This window comes from Streptomyces albiflavescens (genome assembly GCF_014645835.1).
GTDB lineage: Bacteria > Actinomycetota > Actinomycetes > Streptomycetales > Streptomycetaceae > Streptomyces > Streptomyces albiflavescens.
On sequence record NZ_BMMM01000007.1, the window covers coordinates 136,419 to 151,040 of the forward strand.

Annotated in this window: 14 protein-coding genes; 9 read left to right on the forward strand and 5 right to left on the reverse strand. The window is 70.2% G+C overall.

The features are described 5' to 3' along the window. Window positions 1-126: 126 nt before the first annotated feature. Window positions 127-1,302: a hypothetical protein gene (locus IEY95_RS20425; protein WP_189187506.1), complete on the reverse strand. Its 1,176-nt coding sequence runs from the start codon at window positions 1,300-1,302 to the stop codon at window positions 127-129. 31 nt (window positions 1,303-1,333) lie between these two features. Next, a complete protein-coding gene (locus tag IEY95_RS20430; RefSeq protein WP_189187507.1) occupies window positions 1,334-2,275 on the reverse strand; it encodes a 5-dehydro-4-deoxyglucarate dehydratase in 942 nt (313 codons plus the stop codon). 357 nt (window positions 2,276-2,632) lie between these two features. Between IEY95_RS20430 and IEY95_RS20435 the strand changes: the two genes are divergently transcribed. The 8 genes from IEY95_RS20435 to IEY95_RS20470 all read left to right on the forward strand — a co-directional run bounded on the left by IEY95_RS20435 (window position 2,633) and on the right by IEY95_RS20470 (window position 10,694). Then, complete coding sequence (locus IEY95_RS20435; protein ID WP_189187508.1) at window positions 2,633-3,457, forward strand: NAD-dependent epimerase/dehydratase family protein; 825 nt, start codon at window positions 2,633-2,635, stop codon at window positions 3,455-3,457. A 273-nt stretch (window positions 3,458-3,730) separates the two neighbouring features. Continuing rightward, entirely contained in the window at window positions 3,731-4,501 is a 771-nt protein-coding gene (locus IEY95_RS20440) for a DeoR/GlpR family DNA-binding transcription regulator (RefSeq protein ID WP_189187509.1), read from the forward strand. A gap of 110 nt (window positions 4,502-4,611) precedes the next feature. Beyond that, entirely contained in the window at window positions 4,612-5,982 is a 1,371-nt protein-coding gene (locus IEY95_RS20445) for an ABC transporter substrate-binding protein (RefSeq protein ID WP_189187510.1), read from the forward strand. Then, a complete protein-coding gene (locus tag IEY95_RS20450) occupies window positions 5,979-6,917 on the forward strand; it encodes a carbohydrate ABC transporter permease (protein WP_189187511.1) in 939 nt (312 codons plus the stop codon). The genes IEY95_RS20445 and IEY95_RS20450 overlap by 4 nt, the downstream gene beginning before the upstream one ends. After that, on the forward strand, window positions 6,914-7,765 hold the full coding sequence (locus IEY95_RS20455; protein ID WP_189187512.1) for a carbohydrate ABC transporter permease: 852 nt from the start codon (window positions 6,914-6,916) through the stop codon (window positions 7,763-7,765). Before IEY95_RS20450 ends, IEY95_RS20455 begins: the two co-directional genes overlap by 4 nt. Further along, a complete protein-coding gene (locus IEY95_RS20460; RefSeq protein ID WP_189187513.1) occupies window positions 7,762-8,751 on the forward strand; it encodes a zinc-dependent alcohol dehydrogenase family protein in 990 nt (329 codons plus the stop codon). The genes IEY95_RS20455 and IEY95_RS20460 overlap by 4 nt, the downstream gene beginning before the upstream one ends. Before the next feature lie 228 nt (window positions 8,752-8,979). Then, the gene (locus IEY95_RS20465) at window positions 8,980-10,188 is read left to right on the forward strand and encodes a TerD family protein (protein WP_189187784.1); all 1,209 of its coding nucleotides are present in this window, start codon (window positions 8,980-8,982) and stop codon (window positions 10,186-10,188) included. A 239-nt stretch (window positions 10,189-10,427) separates the two neighbouring features. Beyond that, window positions 10,428-10,694 (forward strand): NACHT N-terminal Helical domain 1-containing protein, encoded by a 267-nt coding sequence (locus tag IEY95_RS20470; RefSeq protein WP_373294498.1) that lies wholly within the window; start codon window positions 10,428-10,430, stop codon window positions 10,692-10,694. Here the strand turns inward: IEY95_RS20470 and IEY95_RS20475 are convergent. Beyond that, the gene (locus IEY95_RS20475; RefSeq protein WP_189187514.1) at window positions 10,691-11,257 is read right to left on the reverse strand and encodes a TetR/AcrR family transcriptional regulator; all 567 of its coding nucleotides are present in this window, start codon (window positions 11,255-11,257) and stop codon (window positions 10,691-10,693) included. The genes IEY95_RS20470 and IEY95_RS20475 overlap by 4 nt on opposite strands. Before the next feature lie 134 nt (window positions 11,258-11,391). Here IEY95_RS20475 and IEY95_RS20480 point away from each other — a divergent pair, with 134 nt between their 5' ends. Further along, the gene (locus IEY95_RS20480) at window positions 11,392-12,846 is read left to right on the forward strand and encodes an MFS transporter (protein ID WP_189187515.1); all 1,455 of its coding nucleotides are present in this window, start codon (window positions 11,392-11,394) and stop codon (window positions 12,844-12,846) included. A 73-nt stretch (window positions 12,847-12,919) separates the two neighbouring features. On the opposite strand, the gene IEY95_RS20485 is transcribed toward IEY95_RS20480, so the two are convergent. Next, window positions 12,920-13,936: a 1-aminocyclopropane-1-carboxylate deaminase gene (locus IEY95_RS20485; RefSeq protein ID WP_189187516.1), complete on the reverse strand. Its 1,017-nt coding sequence runs from the start codon at window positions 13,934-13,936 to the stop codon at window positions 12,920-12,922. Between the two features lie 14 nt (window positions 13,937-13,950). Next, the gene (locus IEY95_RS20490) at window positions 13,951-14,604 is read right to left on the reverse strand and encodes a GntR family transcriptional regulator (RefSeq protein WP_189187517.1); all 654 of its coding nucleotides are present in this window, start codon (window positions 14,602-14,604) and stop codon (window positions 13,951-13,953) included. Between the last annotated feature and the right edge of the window lie 18 nt (window positions 14,605-14,622).

Here is a 14,622-nt window from a genome sequence, read left to right on the forward strand (position 1 = left end):
AACTCATCGCTCGGGTCGAGGCGACGACCGGATGTGCGGGCACGGCACCCCCGACCCAACGGGCACGGCACGCCCCCCGACCCACCCGCAGGACCGCAGGCGACCCGCGCCCAGCCCTCCGGTGCCTCAGCCCAAGCCCGCCACCACCGACCGCACCACCTCCAGATCCCCATCCGACGCCAACCCGGCGTGATACAGCCGAAGTTCCGTCGCGCCCAGCGACACCGCGTGCTCCGCGTCGGCGGCCAGCGTGTCCGGCCCGCCCCCCATCCCCGACACCACGGTGAAGTTGGCGGCCAGGACCGGCGCGCCCTCCCGCCCCGCCTCCGCGAACGGCGTCAGCAGGCCCGCGCCACCGGTGCACGGCACCACGACACCGTCCGCCACGGACAGGATGTGCAGAGGGTCGACGCCGGCGTTCGCACCGCAGTGGTACGACACGGGATCGGCGTGCAGGAGCACCTGGAACCCGGCCGGCGCGGCAGTCCGCACCGCCGAGACCGCCGCCTCCTGGAGCGTACGAGCCACGCCGTCACGCCACACCCGCGTAGCCGCCGCAGGCTCGGCGCCGAGCAGCTTCTCGACCCCCGCCCAGCCACCGTCCGACGCCACCGCCCCCCGCCACACCGGGTCCAGCGCCTCCCGCACGGCGACCGCCAACTCCCCGCCGTCGACGCCCTGTTCCGCATAACCGTCGAGGCACACCGCACAGAAGCACAGCGACATCAGGTACTGCCCGGCATCCCCCAGCCCCACCCCGCCGATCTTGTCGTGCGCGTGCAGATGGGCCAGCCCGTACCACCCGAGAGACTCCAGCTCCGTACCACGAGCCCCGGGCCGCACCGCGGCCTCCGCCGCGAGGTCGACCAGATAGGCCCGCGTCTCGGGCTGCGCGATGCACGGCGCCCAGGGATACCGGTCCCCGTACGCGTTGACCACGGAGGTCGACGGATGCTCGGCCCCCATACGGGAGTTGTGCGCGAGGACCACCCAGGTGTGGACCTCGAGACCGGCCTCGGCGAGCTCGGCGGCAGCCGCCCCGTACGCGTCCCCGGCCGCCCACTCCCCCGCCGCGTACGGCCGCAGCGAACGCCCCTCCCACCGCGCCTCCTCCACGGGATACAGCACGGCGGCATGCGAGGCCGTCACGATCCGATGCCGAGGATGCCGAGGCGTCAACGCCCGTGTCGAGTGGTACGCGGAAGCGAGCGTCACCTGCGGCACCCCGAGCCCGGCCATCCGCGAGGCGGCCTCCGGATCCCCGTTGACGTCCCACGGGTACAGAAACGCGGACGCCTTCACGCACCCTCCCCAAGAAGCCCCACCCGCACGGTCACACGCCCTCCTCGATCAAGCCATACCCACGTTCGATCAACTGCGCGAGCTGCTTCACATGATCCTCGGCCGGCTCGTGCAACGGCGGCCGCACCTCACCCACGTCCAGCCCCCGCAACCGCACCCCCGCCTTGACGAGCGAGACCGCGTACCCCCGCCCCTGCGCCCGCAGATCGACGAACGGCCGGTAGAACCCGTCCAGCAGCCGGTTCACCACCTCGTCGTCCCCGGCGTTCAGCGCCCGGTGGAAGGCCAGCGCGATCTCGGGGGCGAAGCAGAACACCGCGGACGAGTACAGCGTGATCCCCACGCCCCGATACGCGAGCCCGGTCAGCTCGGCCGTCGGCAGACCGTTGAAGTACAGGAAATCCCCGGGGACTTCGCTCCGCACCGCGCTCACGATTCGCTGCATCAGATCCAGATCGCCGAGACCGTCCTTGAACCCGATGATCCCGTCGGTGCGCGCCAGTTCGACCACGGTCTCGGGCGTGAACACGGCGTTGTCGCGCTGATAGACGATGACGTCCAGCGAGGTGGCCGCGGCGACCTCGCGATAGTGCCGCAGCAGACCTTCCTGCCCGGCCACGACGAGGTACGGCGGCATGGCGAGCAGCCCGTCGGCCCCGGCTCCCTCCGCGAGGCGCGCGAACCGTACGGCGAGCGCGGTCCCGTACCCGGCACCGGCGACCACCGGCACACGCCCCTCCGCCGCCTCCACGGCCGCCCGCACACACGCCTCGAACTCCTCGGGTGTGAGCGCGTGGAACTCCCCCGTGCCGCAGCACGCGAAGACGGCCGCGGCGCCGGCCTCGACGCCGCGCCGCACATGCTCCCGGTAGACGTCGAGGTCGACGGAGCCGTCGGGGCCGTACGCGGTGACGGGGAAGAACAACGGCCCGCTGGGGACGCTGAGCCGAGCGGCGAGAGGGGCTGACGTCACGGACTCTCCCTAAACAGATGCCCACCGGTGCACGTTTCTGATCCACGTCTATATTTCTGAACGCGCCCACGCTAAGCCGCGACCTTGGGGCCGGTCAAGCACGCAAACCCGCAACACGAAGGCGGATTCTCCACCTCCGCGCGACACTTGACGCAGCACGTCAGCGATCCTTAGCGTGTCCATGCATGTGAATGCCGTACACGAATACGGCCACGCACGCCGACACGCCCCCTTACACAGCACGTGACACATCACGTGACACCCGCCCCACCACCCGCCGCACCCCGTCGCACCCCGCCGCACCCCCGTCGCGACCACCCGCCACGACGCAGAGCCCCGCACCGAGGAGACCCCCGCATGCCCGCTCCCCGCACCGTTCTGCTCACCGGCGCCGCCGGCGGACTCGGCACCCTGATGCGGGGACTGCTGCCGAAGTACGGCTACGAGCTGCGCCTCCTCGACATGCTCCCCATCGAGGGCGAGCCGGACGCGATCACCGCGGACCTGTCCGACAAGGCGGCGCTGCGCGAGGCGGTACGGGGCGTCGACGCGATCGTCCACCTCGCCGGCATCTCCCTGGAAGCCTCCTTCGAGAAGATCCTCAAGGCGAACATCGAGGGGACGTACAACCTGTACGAGGCGGCCCGTGAGGAGGGCGTACGCCGGATCGTCTTCGCCTCGTCGAACCACGCGGTGGGCTTCACCCCGCGCCCCCAGGGCGACGCCCCCTTCGACGACAGCGCCCTCATCCCGATCGACACCCCGCGCCGCCCGGACACCTTCTACGGCCTGTCCAAGTCCTTCGGCGAGGACCTGGCCCAGTTCTACTGGGACAAGCACGGCCAGGAGACGGTCTCGGTCCGCATCGGTTCCTGCTTCGCGGAGCCCACGAGCGTGCGCATGCTCTCGGTCTGGATGAGCCCCGAGGACGGCGCCCGCCTCTTCCACGCCGCGCTGACCGCCGAGGGCGTCGGGCATACGGTCGTCTACGGCTCGTCCGCCAACACCCGCCTGTGGTGGGACCTCTCGACGGCCCGGGCGCTGGGCTACGAGCCGCAGGACGACTCCGAGCCGTACGCCGAGAAGCTCATCGCCGAGCAGGGCGAGCTCGACCCGGGCAACCCGGACCACGCCCATCTGGGCGGCCACTTCACCACGCACCCGCCGATCTGGCCCTACTGACGGCACGGCGAGAGCAGCACACAGGGCGGACGGGCACCGAACGGGCCCGCCCGCTCCCGTGTTCGGGCACAGGCCGTGCCCGATCCCACCTCCCCACCCGCTCCGTCCCAGGTCCGCCGCGGGCACCCGTAGCGCGAAACAGGCACAGCCGGGCATCATCGGGCAAGTAACAGGCCTGGTCAGTGGCCGATACCCGCTGTAGAACTTCCCTCAAGGCCCCACCGGGCCCGAACGGGCAGAGTGCGACGGAGCGCGAGGGAGCAGGTGACGACCATGACGGCGATGACGGCGGAGGAACGACAGCGCGAGATCGTCCTGGCCGCGCGCCGCACGGGCTCGGTCGACGTCACCGCGCTCGCCGCCGAGCTGGGCGTCGCCAAGGAGACCGTACGGCGGGATCTGCGCACCCTGGAGGACCACGGTCTGGTGCGCCGCACGCACGGCGGCGCCTACCCCGTGGAGAGCGCCGGCTTCGAGACCACGCTCGCCTTCCGCACCACGAGCCATGTGCCCGAGAAGCGCCGGATCGCGGCCGCGGCCGCGGAGCTGCTCGGGGACGCCGAGACGATCTTCGTCGACGAGGGGTTCACTCCGCAGCTCATCGCCGAGGCGCTGCCCCGGGACCGGCCGCTGACGGTGGTCACCGCGTCCCTGGCCTCGGCGGGCGTGCTCGCCGAGGCCGACAACACGAGCGTCCTGCTGCTCGGCGGCCGGGTCCGCCCCGGCACGCTGGCGACAGTGGACCACTGGACGACGAAGATGCTCTCCGGCTTCGTCATCGACCTCGCCTACATCGGCGCCAACGGCATCTCCCGCGAGCACGGCCTCACGACGCCCGACCCGGCGGTCAGCGAGGTCAAGGCGCAAGCGATCCGGGCCTCCCGGCGCACGGTCTTCGCCGGCGTGCACACCAAGTTCGGGGCGGTCAGCTTCTGCCGCTTCGCCGACATCAGCGCCCTGGAAGCGATCGTCACGAGCACGCTTCTCCCGGCGTCCGAGGCACACCGCTACTCCTTGCAAGGCCCTCAGGTCATTCGCGTCTGAAAACCAAACCGCCCCCCACCCTCGCGTCCGAAAAGCCAGACTCGCGTACTTCGTAGGGCACCCCTTGCCCGCATGTACCCTCTATCTCCCCATACGTCCAGGAGTGATCCATGCGAACCCCGAGCCGACGGAGGCCGCGCGCACTGCTCGCCGCGGCCGCCGCAGGGACGCTGCTCACCCCGCTGCTCTCCGGCTGCTGGACCGGAGCGGGTGGCGCGGGCTCCGGAGGCAACTCCATCAACGTCCTGATGGTCAACAACCCGCAGATGGTGGAGTTGCAGAAGCTCACCAAGGCCCACTTCACCAAAGAGACCGGCATCAAGGTCAACTTCACCGTCCTGCCGGAGAACGACGTCCGCGACAAGATCAGTCAGGACTTCGCCAACCAGGCGGGCCAGTACGACGTCGCCACGCTGTCCAACTACGAGATACCGATATACGCCAGGAACGGCTGGCTGCACGAGATGGACTCGTACGTACGCCAGGACAGCGCGTACGACGAGCAGGACATCCTGAAGCCCATGCGGCAGTCCCTGACCGCCGACGACGGGAAGCTCTACGGACAGCCGTTCTACGGCGAGTCGTCCTTCCTGATGTACCGCAAGGACGTGTTCGCCAAGAAGGGCCTGACGATGCCCGCGCATCCCACCTGGGAGCAGGTGGGCACGCTCGCCGCCGAGGCCGACGGCGCCGAGTCCGGCATGAAGGGCATCTGCCTGCGCGGCCTGCCGGGCTGGGGGGAGCTGATGGCACCGCTCACCACCGTCGTGAACACCTTCGGCGGCACCTGGTTCGACAAGGACTGGAAGGCCCGCCTCGACTCCCCCGAGTTCGAGAAGGCGACGAAGTTCTATGTGGACCTCGTCCGCAAACACGGCGAGTCCGGCGCCGCCCAGTCCGGCTTCGCCGAGTGCCTCAACAACATGACCCAGGGCAAGACGGCCATGTGGTACGACGCCACCTCCGCCGCCGGTTCGCTGGAGGCGTCCGACTCCCCGGTCAAGGGCAAGATCGGCTACGTACCCGCGCCGGTCGACAAGACGCAGTCCTCCGGCTGGCTCTACACCTGGGCCTGGGGCCTGCAGAAGGCCTCGCACAACTCGGGCAAGGCCTGGAAGTTCATCTCCTGGGCCTCCAGCAAGAAGTACGAGCAGCTGGTCGGCGACACGATCGGCTGGTCCGACGTCCCGGCCGGCAAGCGCGCCTCGACCTACGCGAACGCCGCCTACGTCAAGGAGGCCGCGGCCTTCCAGGCCACGACGCGCGACGCCATCGAGGGCGCCCGGCCGCGCGACCCGGGGGTGCAGCCACGCCCCGCGCCCGGCATCCAGTTCGTCGGCATCCCCGAGTTCACCGATCTCGGCACCAAGGTCTCGCAGGAGATCAGTGCGGCCATCGCCGGACGCCAGTCCGTCGAGTCGGCCCTGAGCACGTCCCAGAAGCTCGCCGAGAAGATCTCCAAGGAGTACGAGGGACGATGACCGCCACGACAACGGCCCCGCTGGCCGCCCCCTCCGTACGCGCCGCCCGCCGCCCCTCCGGCCGGATGCGCGCCTGGGCCACCCGCGCCCCGCTCCTCCCCGCCCTGATCTTCATGATCGCCGTGACCCAGCTCCCCTTCGTGGCCACGCTGGTGATCTCCTTCTTCGACTGGAACGCCCTCTACCCGAAGGCACGCCACTTCACGGGCCTCGGCAACTACTCGGACGTACTGACCGATCCCGACCTGCGCCACTCCGTCTGGACGACGATCCTGCTGACCGTCACCGTGGTTCTCGTCAGCCTGGTCCTCGGCCTGGTCCTGGCGCTGCTCCTGGACCGGAAGTTCCGCGGCCGGGGCATCGTCCGTACGCTCCTGATCGCACCGTTCCTGGTGGTCCCGGTGGCCGCGGCCCTGCTCTGGAAACATGTGCTCTACAACCCCGAGTACGGCCTCCTGAACGGCCTGCTGCACTACGTGGGCGGCCCCCAGCCGGACTGGATCTCCCACACCCCACTGCTCGCGGTCGAGGCCTCCCTCGTCTGGCAGTGGACGCCCTTCATGATGCTGATCCTGCTCGCGGGCCTGCAGAGCCGCTCCCACGAACAGATCGAGGCCGCGAAGGTGGACGGCGCGAGCGACTGGCAGATCTTCCGCCATCTCACCCTCCCCCACCTGCGCCGTTACCTCGAACTGGGCGCGCTCCTGGGCTCGATCTACATCGTCCAGAACTTCGACGCGGTGTTCACGATCACCTCCGGCGGCCTCGGCACCGCGAACCTCCCCTACACCGTCTACCAGAGCTTCTACCAGGCCCACGAGAACGGCCTCGCCTCGGCCGCGGGCGTCCTGGTCGTCATCGGCTCGATCATCATCGCGACCTTCGCCCTGCGTGTGGTGTCGTCCCTGTTCCGCGAGGAGGTGTCCCGCGCATGAGCGCCACCGCGATACGAGTACGTCCCCGCCGCACCCGGGGAGCGGGCCTGGGCCTGGCGGCCTGGCTGGCCGGAGTCGTCTTCTTCCTGCCCATCGCCTGGATGGCTCTGACGTCGTTCCACTCGGAGTCCGACGCGGCGACCAACCCGCCGTCCTTCGGCGCCGCTCTCACCCTCGACGGCTACCGGGAGTTCTTCGGCACGGGAGGCGGCGCGAGCCCGTGGCCCGCGTTGATCAACTCGACGGTGGCGTCGCTGGTCTCGACGCTCTGCGTCCTCCTCCTGGCCTTCCCGGCGGCGTACGCGCTCTCCATCCGCCCGGTGAAGAAGTGGACGGACGTCCTGTTCTTCTTCCTCTCGACGAAGATGCTGCCCGTGGTGGCGGGGCTGCTGCCCATCTATCTCTTCGCGAAGAACACCGGAATGCTGGACAACATCTGGCTGCTGGTCATCCTCTACACCTCCATGAACCTGCCGATCGCGGTGTGGATGATGCAGTCCTTCCTCGCCGAGGTCCCGGTGGCGGTGATCGAGGCGGCTCAGATAGATGGCGCCAGGCTCCCCACGATCCTCGCGCGTGTGGTGGCGCCGATAGCCCTTCCCGGCATCGCCGCGACGGCCCTGATCTGTTTCATCTTCAGCTGGAACGAGCTGTTGTTCGCCCGAGTCCTGACCGGCGTGGTCGCGGAGACCGCCCCCGTCTTCCTGACCGGCTTCATCACGAGCCAGGGCCTGTTCCTGGCGAAGGTGTGCGCCGCGTCGCTCGTCATCTCCCTGCCGGTGCTCGCCGCGGGGTTCGCCGCCCAGGACAAGCTGGTCCAGGGCCTGTCACTGGGAGCCGTGAAATGAAGGCCGCCGTCATCGAGTCCGTGGGCCGCGCCGTCGTCGCCGAGGTCCCGGACCCGACGCCAGGGCCCCGCGAGGTCGTCGTCGAGGTCGCCGCCTGTGGCCTCTGCGGCACCGATCTGCACATCCTTCAGGGTGAGTTCGCCCCCAAGCTGCCGATCGTGCCGGGGCACGAGTTCGCGGGCGAGGTGGTCGGGGTCGGCACCCAGGTCACCGAAGTCTCGGTCGGCGACCGCGTGGCCGTGGACCCGTCCCTCTACTGCTACGAATGCCGCTACTGCCGTACGGGCCACAACAACCTCTGCGAGCGCTGGGCGGCGATCGGCGTGACGACCGCGGGTGGAGCCGCCCAGTACGCGGTCGCCCCCGTGGCCAACTGCGTCAAGCTCCCCGAGCATGTCCGCACCCAGGACGCGGCCCTGGTCGAACCGCTCTCCTGCGCGGTACGCGGCTACGACGTCCTGAACTCCCGCCTGGGCGCCCACGTCCTGATCTACGGCTCCGGGACGATGGGCCTGATGATGCTGGAACTGGCGAAGCGCACCGGGGCGGCGAGCGTGGACATCGTGGACCTCAACCCGCAGCGGTTGGCCACGGCCCAGCAGCTGGGCGTCTCCGCTTCCGCGGCCGCCGCCGACGAGCTCGAACGCCCCCAGGGCTGGGACGTCGTCGTCGACGCGACGGGCAACGCGGCGGCGATCCAGGACGGCCTGGGGCGGGTCGCCAAGGCGGGCACGTTCCTCCAGTTCGGTGTCGCCGACTACGCGACACGGGTGACGATCGACCCGTACCGCATTTACAACCAAGAGATCACGATCACCGGCTCCATGGCCGTCCTCCACAGCTTCGAACGCGCGGCGGAACTCTTCGCGACCGGGGTCCTCGACCCGTCCGTCTTCATCAGCGACCGCCTTCCCCTGACGAGCTACCCCCAGGCCCTGGAACAGTTCGCGTCGGGGGTGGGCAGGAAGATCGTGGTGGTGCCGTAGGGGTTTCTCGCCCCCTCCGCCCCTGCTCGGCCCGTACCTGGGGACTGCGCCCCCGAAAAGGGGCGCGGGGAACTGCGCGACAAGCCCCACTCACCCACAGCCGAAGGCTGGATACGGGACGGGCAGGGGCGAAGGGGGCGAAAACCACCCCACCCGCACCCCCACCAACAACTCCTTGGGTAAGGGAACGGTAAAGCGCCCCCGCTCGTTACCTCAGGCATGACAGCTATGACCCCCGGCTCGAACATCCCTCTCCCCGTCACCCGCGTGACGGTGGACGTCGCCGCCCCGGTGCGGCTCGACGTATCGAGCCTGCTGCTCACCGCCGACGGCAAGGTGCGCTCCGACGACGACTTCATCTTCTACAACCAGCCCGCCGGCCCGGGCGTGACGTACCGCTCGGGCGGCGGCACGGCCCCCGACGCGATCACGGTCGACACGACCTCCGTCCCCCCGGGCATCGAGAAGATCGTCGTCACGGCGAGTCCGGACGCGGCGGGCCAGACCTTCCAGGGCATCGAACCCACAGCCACCATCCGCAACGCGGACGACAACGCGGTGCTCGCGACCTTCACCCCGCCCCGGCTGGGCACGGAGACGGCCCTGGTGATCGTCGAGATCTACCTGCGCAACGGCGCATGGAAGGCCCGAGCGGTCGGCCAGGGCTACGCGAACGGCCTGGCGGGCATCGCCACGGACTTCGGCGTAACCGTGGAAGAACCGGCCCCGACAGCCGCACCGGCCCCGGTCCCCGCCCAGCCGATCACCCCGCCCGCCCCGACGATGCAGCCCCCGGTCACCCCGCCGGCCCCGCCCGCTCCCCCCGCCCCCGCGGCGGCAGCCGCCCCGGCGCCCTCCGGCAAGATCAACCTCGACAAGGGCCGGGTGAGCCTCCAGAAGAACCAGACCGTCTCCCTGGTCAAGGGCGGCCGCCCGCTCCTCTCCCAGGTCAAGATGGGCCTCGGCTGGGAGCCCGCGTACCGCGGCAAGGACATCGACCTGGACGCCTCGGTCATCGCGTACGGCCCGCAGCGCAACCACATCGACAGCTGCTACTTCGGCAAGCTGTCGATCGTGAACGGCGCGATCAAGCACTCCGGCGACAACCTCACGGGCGAGGGCGGAGGCGACGACGAGGTGATCGTGGTGGACCTCGGCCGTCTCCCCCAGGACGTCACCGGCCTGGTCTTCACGGTCAACTCCTTCTCCGGCCAGAAGTTCACCGAGGTCGCCAAGGCCTACTGCCGCCTCCTCGACGCCGCGACCGGCGAGGAACTGGTCCGCTTCGACCTCACCAACGCCGAGCCCCAGACCGGCGTCATGATGGCCAAGCTCATCAAGCAGTTCTCCGGCGAGTGGGAGATGACGGCCATGGGCGACTTCGTGAAGTCGCGCACGGTCCGCGGCATGGTGAAGCCGGCGGCTCAAGCGCTATAGGGCCTGTCGTCACATTCCCGTTGTCGCCCGAAGGGCGGCGCACGGGCGCGCCGAACGGCGCACAAGAGGCAGCCGGCGGTGGGGACTTGAGGTCACCACCGCCGTGCTTCATGTCCGGTGGCATCTCGCGCCGTTCCCCCTCCGCGGTACCCGCCATTGTCCTACTCTGCTCAGTCCGGGCACCCGGCGGCGGGCCACACCGAGGTGGCCGTCGTCCGCACGCACCTGACGGGGGGTAGATGGATCCCGCTGCCATTGGCGCTCGGCTCGCGTCGAGCGTGGTCGCACCGCTGATCAAGAAGTTGTTCGTGGCCGAGGGGCCCGGAGCGGGGCTGGTCGACAAGCCCGTACGCATCGCGAGCCTCGTCTCGTTCACGGGCGAGAAACGCGTCCTGTCCGACCTCGACCTGCAGAAGATCGCCAAGGAACTGGTCAGCCGCGGCACGCCGAGAGCACGCACCGAACGCCGCTCCTTCTTCCACGGAGATCCATCAGAAACCCCCTAGGGCCGCAGCCCCTCCGTCAGCAACGACACATACCGGCGAATGTACTTCCCCTGCCCATTCGCCAGCTCCGACGCGGTGGCCACCCCGTGCGCCAGCCGCAGTACCTCGATCGGCTCCACATCCGCCCGCAGCGTCCCCTCCCGCTGAGCCGCACCGACCAGCCGCGTGGCCGCGCCCTTCACCGAGTCCCCGCACGCGGTCAGCACCGGCGAACTCCCGTCCGTGACGGCCGAGCCGAGCAGCGCCTTCAGCCCGCGGATCTGGATCATCCCCTCGCTCAGCTCATTGAGCCACTCCACCAGCGCCTCGCCGGGCGACAGCTCCGCCGCGAGCTCGTCCGCGCGCGCGGCGATCGCCTCGATGGTGTCCACGTACACGGCCTCCAACAAGGCCTGCCGCGTGGGAAAGTGCCGGTACAGCGTCCCGGACCCCACCCCGGCCCGCTTGGCGATGTCGTCGAGCGACGCACCCTCCCCGTGCTCGGCGAACGCGACCGTCGCCTCCTTGATCAGCCGCTCATAGTTCCGCCGCGCATCCGCCCGCATCGGCCTGACCTGCGCCATTCAGATACTCCTTGCCAACCGGGGACTCTCTCCGTATCTTACCGAGGACTAAACGGAGACAGTCCCCGGTTATCCGGCGGGCAGTCCGCGCTGCCCGCACACACCCACTGGGGACACGAGACAGGGAGCATCCCATGTCCACCCCGTCCACCCCATCCGCCGGCACCAGCACCAGCCCGCCCAAGGCCCCGTTCCAGCAACAGCCGGCCAGGCTCGGCACCGTCCTCCTAGTCATCGTCACCGCCTACCTGATGGTCGGCGTCGACTCCACGGTCGTCAACGTCGCACTGCCCGACATCCAGAAGGACCTCCACTTCACCCCCACCGACCTCTCCTGGGTTCTGAACGCCTACACGCTCGCCTTCGGAGGCCTGCTGCTCCTCGGCGGCCGGGTCGGCGACATCGTCGGCCGCCGCCGCACGCTCACCATCGGCGTTCTGCTCTTCGCCACGTCCTCCCTCCTCGGCGGACTCGCCACGGAGAACGCCTGGCTGCTCGCGGCCCGCGCGCTGCAGGGAGTGGGCGCAGCCCTCACCGCGCCCAGCACACTCGCCCTGATCACCACCAACTTCCCGGAGGGCCCGCGCCGCCACCATGCCCTCGGCGTCTACTCCTCCATGGCGGGCATCGGCGCCTCCATCGGCCTGGTTCTCGGCGGCATGCTCACGTCGTGGGCGTCGTGGCGCTGGGCCCTGCTGATCAACGTGCCGATCGGCGTCGCGGTCGCGGCCGCCCTCCCCCGCTTCGTCACCGAGACCCCGCGCCACGCGGGCCGCTTCGACGCGGCGGGCGCGCTCACCGGCACGGCCGGGATGACCTCGCTCGTGTACGCGTTCATCCGGGTCTCGGGGGACGGCTGGGGCGACGCCCAGGCGCAGCTCGGTTTCGGCGCGGCGGCGGCCCTACTGGCGGGCTTCACCCTGATCGAGTCCCGCGCGGGCCAGCCGATCATGCCGCTGCGCCTGTTCGCCGACCGCGACCGCGCGGGCGGCTACGCGGGTGTCCTGCTGCTGCCCGCGGGCATGTTCGGGGCGTTCTACTTCCTCACCCTGATCTGCCAACAGGTCCTGGCATACAGCCCGTTGCGCGCGGGTTTCGCCTTCCTTCCGATGACCCTGGCGATGTTCACGACCGTACGCTTCGTACCGCGGCTCCTGGCCCGCTTCGGTGCCAAACCGGTGCTGCTCACCGGCATGGCCCTGCTCGTCACCGCGGCCGCGTGGCTGTGGCGGCTCCAGCCCGGCGACGGCTATCCGACCGGCCTCCTCGGCCCGTTGCTGCTGCTGGGCGTGGGCGTGGGTCTGAGCTTCATGCCGCTCAACGCGACGATCCTCGCGGGCGTCGAGCCGCGAGAGGCAGGCGCCGCGTCCGGTCTGCTGCAGACCCTCCAGTGGCTCGGCGGCACGCTCGGACTGTCCATCCTGGTCACGGTGTTCGGCACGGCGACCCGGCACACGACCGGATCACCGTCCGAGATCCTCACCCACGGCGCGGCCCGCGCCTTCGGCGTCGGCGCGCTGATCGCGCTCACCGCGCTGCTGGTGTCGGCGCTCGTGATCACCGGCACCAAGCCGAAGACCACCGCGTAGAGGCCCCCACCGCGCAGAGGACGAAGCCCCCTGCCGAGAGAAGACGACCGCCCGAGGCGGAGAAGACCACCGCCTAGAACAGCGCGCTGTACGCGTTCAACGCCGGCTGCCCGCCCAGATGGGCGTAGAGCACGGTCGACTCCCGCCCGATCTCGCCCCGGGCCACCAGATCCACCATCCCGGCCATCGACTTCCCTTCGTAGACGGGGTCGGTGACCATCCCCTCGGTGCGCGCCGCGAGTCGCATCGCCTCCAGAGTGACCTCGTCCGGAATCCCGTACGTGCCCGCGTGGTAGCGCTCGTCCAGCTCGACGTCCGCCTCCGTCAATTCCTTCTGTACGCCGATGAGTCGGCCCGTGCCGTGGGCGATCCGCGCGATCTGCTCACGGGTACGGGCGGGCGCCGCCGACGCGTCGATCCCCAGGACGCGCCGTGGCCGCCCGCCCGCCTCCTCCAGCGCGGCGAACCCGGCGACCATGCCCGCCTGCGTCGACCCGGTCACGGAGCACACCACCACCGTGTCGAAGAAGACGCCCAACTCCCTCTCCTGTGCGGCGACCTCGTACGCCCACCCGGCGAACCCCAGCCCACCCAGCGGATGGTCGGAAGCCCCCGCCGGTATGGCGTACGGCTTGCCGCCCGACTCCTCGACCTCCCGCAGCGCCTGCTCCCAGCTTTCCTTGAAACCGATCCCGAACCCGGCCCGCACGAGCCGTACGTCCGCGCCGGCGAGCCGGCTGATGAGGATGTTGCCGACCTTGTCGTACACGGAGTCGGGCCATTCCACCCAGCTTTCCTGCACCAGCACGCACTTGAGTCCGGCGCGGGCGGCGCAGGCCGCGACCTGACGGGTGTGGTTGGACTGCACCCCGCCGATCGAGACGAGCGTGTCGCAGCCCTTCGCGAGCGCGTCGGCGACCAGGTACTCCAGCTTGCGGGTCTTGTTCCCGCCGTATGCGACACCGGAGTTGCAGTCCTCCCGCTTGGCCCACAGACGGGCGCCGCCGAGATGCCTCGTCAACCGCTCCAGCGGATGCACGGGCGAGGGTCCGAAGAGCAGCGGGTAACGCTCGTACGAGGAAAGGGACATGGGTCCTCCCGGGTTCAGTGGGCCGCTTCGTCGACGAGCTCTTCCAGGCCCCGCCAGATCTCCTCCGTGACGCGGACGGCCTCGTCCACCTCACCGCCCGCACAGGCCTCGATCAGCCGCTCGTGCAGCCCGGCCGAACGGCAGTTGCCGCCCTCGCCGAAGCGTCGTCGCTCCAGTCGGCGGATGAGCGGGGTGTAGCGGGCGATGGTGGCCGCGGCGGCACGGTTGCCGCTGACCCGGACGAGGACGTCGTGCAGTTCGTCGTCGGCGCGCAGTGCGGCGTCGACGTCGCCGTCTCGTACGGCCGCGGCGAATCGCACGTTGGCGTCCCGCATGGCACCGACATGGTCCACGAGAAGCCGGGGCACCGCCGCCCGCGTGACCAGCTCGTGCATGGCGCCGACGACGGCCGCGGCGTCCCGCACATCGGCGGCCACCACGGGTGTCACCCGGGTGTAGCTCTGCGGCTTGGACTCCAGGAGACCTTCGTCGACCAGCCGCGAGAAGGCCTCACGCACCGGCGCCCGCGACAGCCCGAGCAGTTCGGCCAGCTCGGCGTCTCGCACCACCGCGCCCGGCGCGATGTCGCCGGCCACGATGGCATCCCGTATCGCCTCGTACGCGCGGTCCCGCAGCAGGGTCCGGCGCACAGGCCGTATCGCCTCCACGAACTGAAATGTTAGATA